Genomic DNA, 7,043 nt, shown 5'->3' on the forward strand with positions numbered 1-7,043 from the left:
CGGCCGCGGGCGGGTGACGATGTCGCGGCTCGCCTCGATCTGCTCGGCCAGCTGATCACCGGCGCGTCATCGGTCCCGGCGCCGGTGCTGGCGGCCGTGGTGCACGGCGAACTGCTCGGCGTGCGGGCCTTCCCGACCGCGAACGGGGTCCTCGCGCGTGCGGCGTCGCGGCTCGTGAGTACCGCGACGGGACTCGACCCGCACAACCTCGGGGTCCCCGAGGTGACCTGGCTCAGAAGAATCGGGGACTACCGCTCACTGGCGCAGGGGTTTGCGTCCGGGGCACCCGACGGTTTGGCCGCCTGGATCGTCTTCTGCTGCGAGGCGTTGGAAGCCGGTGCGGGAGAGGCACGTTCGATCGCCGACGCCGCACGCGCGGGATAGCCGGATCAAGACCCGAACATCGCGCGGACGCTCGCCTCGTCGCCTTCGATCTCGATGAGTCCGAGCGCGGCGGCGTCGTCGAAGTCGAGTGCGCCGGCGGCGAGGCCGAGGATGCACATCGGTTCCGCCCGCACGGTGCCCGCCAGGGCGCGTTCGTCGCGCGGACCCACCTCGAACCCGTAGCGCGTCGCCCGTAGTCGAAGTGTCGTCTCGTCGATCGCGAGTCCGATCGCTTCCGTGGGTCGGGATGTGACGCGCTTGTCGAGGAGGGCGGGAAGCGCGAGCATCAGCCATTCGAGACGGAAGATGTCGCCCTCGGGGCCGCGGATCATCAGTGGCGTCGACCAGCGGATCAGTCCATTGATGGGCTCGCGAAGTTCGGCACCCCACGGCGTGAGCGCGTACTCCACCACGCTGCCGGTCCCGGCCAGGCGCCGCTCGACGACGCCTGCGGTCTCGAGGTCGCGGAGCCGATCGGCCAGCAGGTTGGTCGCGATCCCGGGAAGGCCGTCCGCCAGATCGCGGTAGCGGGCCGGGGCCATGAGGAGTTGGCGGACGATTAGCAGGTTCCACCGATCTCCGACGACCTCGAGGGATCGCGCGAGTCCGCAGTACTGCCCGTAACTACGCATCCGTATCTCCTGCCATCGGTCCAGCTGCGTGATACTTTCAATCGTACTTTATAAACTCAAGTACACGTGAGAGGGTCATGACATGACTGAAACCGGCGTCCACGTGCGGCCGACCTGGGTCGACGACGAGATGTTCCCGTTCCAGAGCCGATTCGTCGAGATCGACGGCCACACCGTCCACTACGTCGACGAAGGATCGGGGCCCACGCTGCTGTTCCTGCACGGGAACCCGACGTGGTCGTTCCTCTTCCGCGACGTGATTCGCGAGCTGCGGGCCGGTTTCCGGTGCATCGCCCTCGACTACCCCGGATTCGGGCTGTCCGTTCCCGCTCCCGGGTATCGATTCCTGCCCGAGGAGCACGCCGACGTGGTCGCCGGTTTCGTCGACGCACTCGGCCTCACCGGGCTGACACTCGTCGGCCAGGACTGGGGCGGCCCGATCGGACTGGCTGTCGCACAACGACACCCGAAACTGTTCAGTCGTTTGGTCCTCGCGAACACCTGGGCGTGGCCCGTCAACGGCGAGCTTCACTTCCAAGCGTTCAGCCGCGTGATGGGCAACCCGGTGACGGCCCTTCTCGTTCGACGCCTCAACATGCTCGTACGAGCGTTCATCCCCACCGGCCACCGACTGCGAAAGGTCACCTCGGCGGAGCTCGACCACTATCTCCGGGCGCAAGACACGCCCGCGCGTCGGCAGGCGGCGGCGGTGCTGCCCAGACGCGTACTGGCCAGTGGTGAGTTCTTTGCCGGGATCGAGAACGGCCTCGACAGCGTCAGGCATCTCCCGACGCTGATCATCTGGGGCGACGCCGACATCGCCTTCCGCACGAAAGAACGGGAACGTCTCGAGCGTGAATTCCCCGAATCACAGACGGTGATCATCGAGGGGGCCGGCACCTATCCGGAGTCCGACGCCCCGGAGGAATTCGTTGCGGGCATTCGCAACTGGATGATCTGACGGAAGTATCTTTCCCTGCACAGCACTGCGGGCGGCCTCCCTGCCGTCTCCGGCGAGGTTGCCGCCCGCATAAGCACGGACCCAAGTTACCAAGCGTGCAAGGTGGGTTGTGGTGATCGCCTCGGCGAGGGATTACGAGCCAGGTCACTGTGACCATCACCGATGTTGCCGGTCGCTGCCTTCTCCACCCGGGCTGTTCTCGAACTTGGATGCCCGAGGGCGGAGTGCCCGATGTGGCGCTATCTGGTGATGTTCTGCTTGCTGACCGCAATGTCGCAGGCGCACAACGCTTCTGCCTCTGTGCGGCGCGCTCCGCGTGGGTGCTTGCCGCCCGTGCTGGGAAGTGCTCGGCGTGGGGGTTCGATCCTTCTCTTCCGAGTCGAACTTTGCCTTCCGAGATTCCGTACCCCTTTTGTACACCGTGACTGCGGTCACATCAAGGGTCGAATGGACCAAACTTGGCCCGACGTTGTCCTCTTGCACAAACTGCGTGGTCCGCCGGCTGTGTCGAGCGCGCTCGGCGGCGGCGTCACGAGCCAGAGCGCAAGTGGCGCAATACAACAGCGCCGACGACGACCGCCGCTGCCGAGACCGCGGCACCCATCGCGAGCGCCGGCCCGGTGCTGGTCAGGCGCTCGCGGGCGGGTATCGGCCGGCCGAACGCCATCACGCCCCAGCCGTGCTCGGTTGCGTGTTTGCGAAGCGCGCGGTCGGGGTTGACCGCGACCGGATGCCCGACCGCCGCCAGCATGGGCAGGTCGGTGATCGAGTCGGAGTAGGCGTAGCAGTCGGCGAGCCGGTAGCCGTAGGTGTCTGCCATCTCGTTCATCGCGACGGCCTTTTCCTCTCCGTGGCAATAGAATTCGAGCTCTCCCGAGTAGCGGCCGTCCACCACCTTCATCCGGCTGGCGCGGACGTGGTCGGCGCCGACGAGCTCGCCGATCGGCTCCACCACCTCCCGTCCGGACGCCGAGACGAGCACCACGTCGTGGCCGCGCCGATGGTGATCGGCGATCAGATCTGCGGCCTCGGCGAAGACGAGCGGCTGCACCACCTCGTCGAGTGTCTCGCGCACGATGGCGCTGACCTGATCGACGTCCCAGCCGCGGCACATGTCCATGACGTGGCGGCGTAGTTGCTCCACCTGGTCGTGGTCGGCGGCGGTGAGGAGGAAGACGAAGTGCGCGTAACTGGACTTGAGCACCGACCGGCGATTGATCAGGCCGCCGTCGTAAAACGGTCGGGAGAACGCGAGGGCGCTCGACTTGGCGATGACCGTCTTGTCCAGATCGAAGAATGCCGCGATTCTGGGCGGGCGGGCGGCGTCGGGCTCGGTGGCAGGCGACCCAGGCGCCTCGCCGTTCTGCTCTGCAGGAGGCTCCGCCGACGCGGTGTCTGTCACATTCCCCAGGGTACGGCCCCGCGAGCACATGTTCGATCGATAGGCATGTACTGGTCGGGCCATAACCTACGCAACGGTAAGAAAACCGCAGGTCCGATATGAAAACGTGACCTGGCAAAGTTCCTTTGTTGTAGTTGCAATGATTCGAACGGCGTGTGTATAGTCGGTCTTACCCGGTTATTAACCGGTGCCTTTCAGCCCGACCCCCCGGGGCTGAAACGCGACGACCCCGGCCTCCTCCCCCCCTGGCCGGGGTTGTCCTCTTTCTGGGGTAGGTTCCCCGGACGTCGCAGTCAGTATGACCGTCTGTGGCCCCGAGTCCCGATCGATTTTCCACAGGCGCGGCTCTGTCCACAGATCGCACTGGCTCCCTGTGTGCGCTCGGTCCGTCGGCCGTCGCGACATCCATCATCGACGCCATGCCCGACGAACTGCTCGCCCTCCTGTCTCCCGATCTGCACGACGATGTCGCGCGCTGTGCGGCCGCGGCGGGCTACCGCATGGTGACGGCCGATCCTCGCGACTGTCGCAGGCCGTGGCTGACCTCCCGCGCGGTGCTCGTCGATCCCGATGCCCTCGACGTGCTGGCGACCGCCGGCCAACCGCGTCGCGCCGGTGTCATCCTGGTCGCCAACGGTGAACCGCCGGCCCGCAGCTGGCGTCTGGCCCTCGATCTCGGTGCCGACGACGCTGTGTCCCTGCCCGCCGATGACGGGCGGCTCGTCCGTGCCCTCAGTGTGATTCGGGCGCCTCGCCGAAACCCCGTGGGCGCAGTGGCTTTGCTACCGGCACATGGCGGTGCCGGTGCGTCGGTGCTGTCGCTCGCGGTGGCGCTGACGGCGGCCCGGGCCGGATCTCACACGCTTCTGCTCGATCTCGACGAAGGCGGTCCCGGCGCCGATCTTCTGCTGGGGATCGAGGATCGTCCCGGCCTGCGGTGGCAGGATCTGTCGCTGGAAGGTGGGGCGGTCTCCGCGCCCGCGCTTCACCACGCACTGCCCAAGGCGGAGGATCGCCTGTCGGTGCTGGCGTCGCGGGGTGATGACTGCACGGCCCTTCGTGCGGACGCGGTCAGCGCAGTCATCGATGCCGGCCGAGGTAACGGCGATCTGGTGGTGCTCGACCTACCCCGCGAGTCCCATCCCGCGGTTGTCGCGGCGATCGAGTCGACAGACCTGGTGGTGCTGGTGACAACGCCGACGGTGGTGGGGTGTGCCGCCGCCCGACGCACCGCGAAGCGCTTGCTCACCGGCGACGTGCAGGTAGCGCTGTGCGTGCGCGGGCCGTCGCCCGGCGGACTGCGTGCCTGCCAGGTTGCCGACGCGGTGGGTCTGCCGCTGTTGGCGTCCTACCGTCCCGATCCGCGCTTGCCCGCACACCTGGAGTCCGGACGTCCTCATATCAGTCCGCGCAGCCCCCTCGGGCGGGCGGCGCAGGCCATCTATGGTCGCGTCTCGCCCGGCGAAAGGATCGCGGCGTGAGTGCGCGGACGGACGAGGAACTGCTCGACCGAGTACGGTCCCGATTGGCCACCGACGCCGCCGAACCCACCGCCGAGGTGATCGCAGCGGCCATCCGTGCGGAGTCCGGTGGCGTCCTGGGCGACACCGATCTTCTTGCTGCACTGCGGTTTCTGCAGACGGAGCTGACCGGCGCGGGCAAGCTGGAACAACTGCTGGCCGAGCCCGACATCGCCGACATCTTGGTGGCCGGACCCCGGCACGTGTGGGTCGACCGCGGTCACGGTCTGCAACGCGCACCCATCACCTTCGCCGACGAGGCGTCGGTGCGGCGTCTGGCCGGCCGCCTCGCACTCGGGGCCGGACGTAGGCTCGACGATGCTCAGCCCTGGGTCGACGGCCAGCTGTCGAACGTCGGCCGACGCGGTTACACCGTGCGTTTGCACGCGATCATCCCGCCGCTGTCGGCCGACGGCACCTGCATCTCGCTGCGGGTGTTGCGTTCGGCCACCAAGGATCTCGACTCTCTCGTCGCGTCGGGCGCGATCCCGCCCGAGGTGGTTCCACTGGTGACGGACCTGCTGCGGGCGCGGCTGGCCTTCCTCATCGTCGGCGGTACCGGGTCGGGCAAGACCACACTGCTCAACGCCCTGATCGGGGCGATGAACCCGGCCGAGCGTGTGCTGTGTGTGGAGGATGCGCTCGAACTCGCGCCACAGCATCCGCAAGTGGTGCGCCTGGTTGCTCGTGCTCCGAATGTCGAAGGGGTGGGCGACGTCCCGGTACGGGCATTGGTACGGCAGGCGCTGCGGATGCGGCCCGACCGGATCGTGGTCGGTGAGGTACGCGGCGCCGAGGTGATCGATCTGCTGACGGCGTTGAACACCGGACACGACGGCAGTGCTGGTACTGTGCACGCGAACTCGACCGCCGAACTGCCGGCGCGGATGGAGGCGCTCGCCGCATTGGGTGGGATGAATCGTGCGGCTCTGCACAGCCAGTTGGCGGCCGCGCTCCAGGTTGTGCTGGGCGTGGCACGGGGCGGCGATGGCCGGCGTGGGCTTGCCGAGGTCGGCGTCGTCACCCGCGACGACGACGGCCTGGTGCGGATTCTGCCGGTGTGGTTGCGGACATCCGGGTTCACCAGTGGGAGAGTCCATCTCGATGAACTGCTGGCGGCTCGATGACCGAGGCGGTGTGGTGGTGTCCGGCCTTCGTGGCCGCAGCGTTGGCAGTGCTGTGGTGGCCGGCGAGTCGCGTCGAACATCGACTCTCTGTCCACGTGGACGCAGCGCCGCGTGCGCGGTCGGTCGATGTTCGGGCCGTACTGATTGCTGCGATTCCGTTGGCTGCCCTGATGATCGGAGGGGTGGCTGCGGGTGTCGCCGCCACGATCGTGGTGTCGGTGATCTGGTGGCGGCGTCGTCGCCGTGCAGCTGAGCGTGCGGTCGAGGCACGGATCGACGACATGGTGCGCGCATTGTCGACGATCACCGCCGAGATGTCGGTCGGGACACCGCCGACACGGGCATGCTTGGTCGCGGTGTCCGAACTCCGGATGGGCGTGGGCCGTTCGGAGGTTGCCGACGGCCTCGAGGCGATGGCCTGCCGCGCCGAACTCGGCGGTGCAGTGGTCGACCCGGTGCCGACAGGGGACGCGGCGTGGGGGCCGGTGTCGTGGCAGCGCGTCGGTGTCGCATGGCAGACCTCCGAGCGGCACGGCCTGCCGATGGCCGATCTGCTGGGGGCGCTGCGATCGGATCTGCTGGCGCGCAGGGCTTTCATCGATCGCACCCGCGCAGGTCTCGCAGGACCGCGCGCCACCGCCGTCGTCCTTGCCGGTCTGCCGGTCCTGGGCATCGCGCTCGGGCAGGCCACGGGCGCCCGACCGCTGCAGGTCCTCAGCGGGGGCGGGCTCGGCGGGATTCTGCTGGTGGTCGGGACGGGGCTGGTCGCGGCGGGGCTCGTCTGGGCAGAGCGACTCACCGCTCGGGTGCTGACGCCGTGAATCCGCCTCTTGCGCTGGGGTTGGCGGTGGCTGCGCTAGCCGTGGTCATCTGGCCGGGGCCGGGGTGGTCGCTGTACCGCGTGGTCGAGATGCCGCCACCACGCGGACGTGAAGCACGCTGGCTCGGTGTGCGATCGGCGTCGGACGATCCGTTCGCGGTGGCCGCAGCGTTCGACCTGTTCGCGGTGTGTTTGCG

6 protein-coding genes and 2 pseudogenes are annotated in these 7,043 nt (G+C 68.2%); 6 read left to right on the forward strand and 2 right to left on the reverse strand.

What is annotated here, in order from left to right; all coding sequences use genetic code 11:
- Positions 1 to 384: pseudogene (locus ABZW74_RS23330) on the forward strand (oxidoreductase); the annotation flags it as partial.
- Between the two features lie 5 nt (positions 385 to 389).
- Here the strand turns inward: ABZW74_RS23330 and ABZW74_RS23335 are convergent.
- Positions 390 to 1,016 carry a helix-turn-helix domain-containing protein gene (locus tag ABZW74_RS23335; protein ID WP_355279750.1) on the reverse strand — a complete coding sequence of 209 codons (627 nt, stop codon included), beginning with the start codon at positions 1,014 to 1,016 and terminating at the stop codon, positions 390 to 392.
- An 82-nt stretch (positions 1,017 to 1,098) separates the two neighbouring features.
- Between ABZW74_RS23335 and ABZW74_RS23340 the strand changes: the two genes are divergently transcribed.
- Positions 1,099 to 1,977: an alpha/beta fold hydrolase gene (locus ABZW74_RS23340; RefSeq protein ID WP_240856182.1), complete on the forward strand. Its 879-nt coding sequence runs from the start codon at positions 1,099 to 1,101 to the stop codon at positions 1,975 to 1,977.
- Between the two features lie 529 nt (positions 1,978 to 2,506).
- On the opposite strand, the gene ABZW74_RS23345 is transcribed toward ABZW74_RS23340, so the two are convergent.
- Positions 2,507 to 3,409, reverse strand: a complete 903-nt coding sequence (locus tag ABZW74_RS23345) for an HAD-IB family hydrolase (protein ID WP_240856181.1) — start codon at positions 3,407 to 3,409, stop codon at positions 2,507 to 2,509.
- Between the two features lie 389 nt (positions 3,410 to 3,798).
- Here ABZW74_RS23345 and ssd point away from each other — a divergent pair, with 389 nt between their 5' ends.
- The 4 genes and pseudogenes from ssd to ABZW74_RS23365 all read left to right on the forward strand — a co-directional run.
- A complete protein-coding gene (gene ssd / locus ABZW74_RS23350) occupies positions 3,799 to 4,860 on the forward strand; it encodes a septum site-determining protein Ssd (RefSeq protein ID WP_355279755.1) in 1,062 nt (353 codons plus the stop codon).
- Positions 4,857 to 6,026, forward strand: a complete 1,170-nt coding sequence (locus ABZW74_RS23355; RefSeq protein ID WP_240856179.1) for a TadA family conjugal transfer-associated ATPase — start codon at positions 4,857 to 4,859, stop codon at positions 6,024 to 6,026. Before ssd ends, ABZW74_RS23355 begins: the two co-directional genes overlap by 4 nt.
- Positions 6,023 to 6,847: a type II secretion system protein F gene (locus ABZW74_RS23360; protein WP_355279758.1), complete on the forward strand. Its 825-nt coding sequence runs from the start codon at positions 6,023 to 6,025 to the stop codon at positions 6,845 to 6,847. Before ABZW74_RS23355 ends, ABZW74_RS23360 begins: the two co-directional genes overlap by 4 nt.
- Positions 6,844 to 7,043 (forward strand): annotated as a pseudogene (locus tag ABZW74_RS23365) (type II secretion system protein F); the annotation flags it as partial. The gene ABZW74_RS23360 and the pseudogene ABZW74_RS23365, both read left to right, overlap by 4 nt.

This window comes from Gordonia sp. NPDC003585, assembly GCF_040610755.1.
In the GTDB taxonomy this organism is placed as follows: Bacteria; Actinomycetota; Actinomycetes; order Mycobacteriales; family Mycobacteriaceae; genus Gordonia.

Excerpts from the sequence above, each read along its gene's own strand:
- ABZW74_RS23335 (WP_355279750.1), bottom strand. The coding sequence starts at position 1,016 with ATGCGTAGTTACGGGCAGTACTGCGGACTCGCGCGATCCCTCGAGGTC.
- ABZW74_RS23340 (WP_240856182.1), top strand. The coding sequence starts at position 1,099 with ATGACTGAAACCGGCGTCCACGTGCGGCCGACCTGGGTCGACGACGAG.
- ABZW74_RS23345 (WP_240856181.1), bottom strand. The coding sequence starts at position 3,409 with ATGTGCTCGCGGGGCCGTACCCTGGGGAATGTGACAGACACCGCGTCG.
- ssd (WP_355279755.1), top strand. The coding sequence starts at position 3,799 with ATGCCCGACGAACTGCTCGCCCTCCTGTCTCCCGATCTGCACGACGAT.
- ABZW74_RS23360 (WP_355279758.1), top strand. The coding sequence starts at position 6,023 with ATGACCGAGGCGGTGTGGTGGTGTCCGGCCTTCGTGGCCGCAGCGTTG.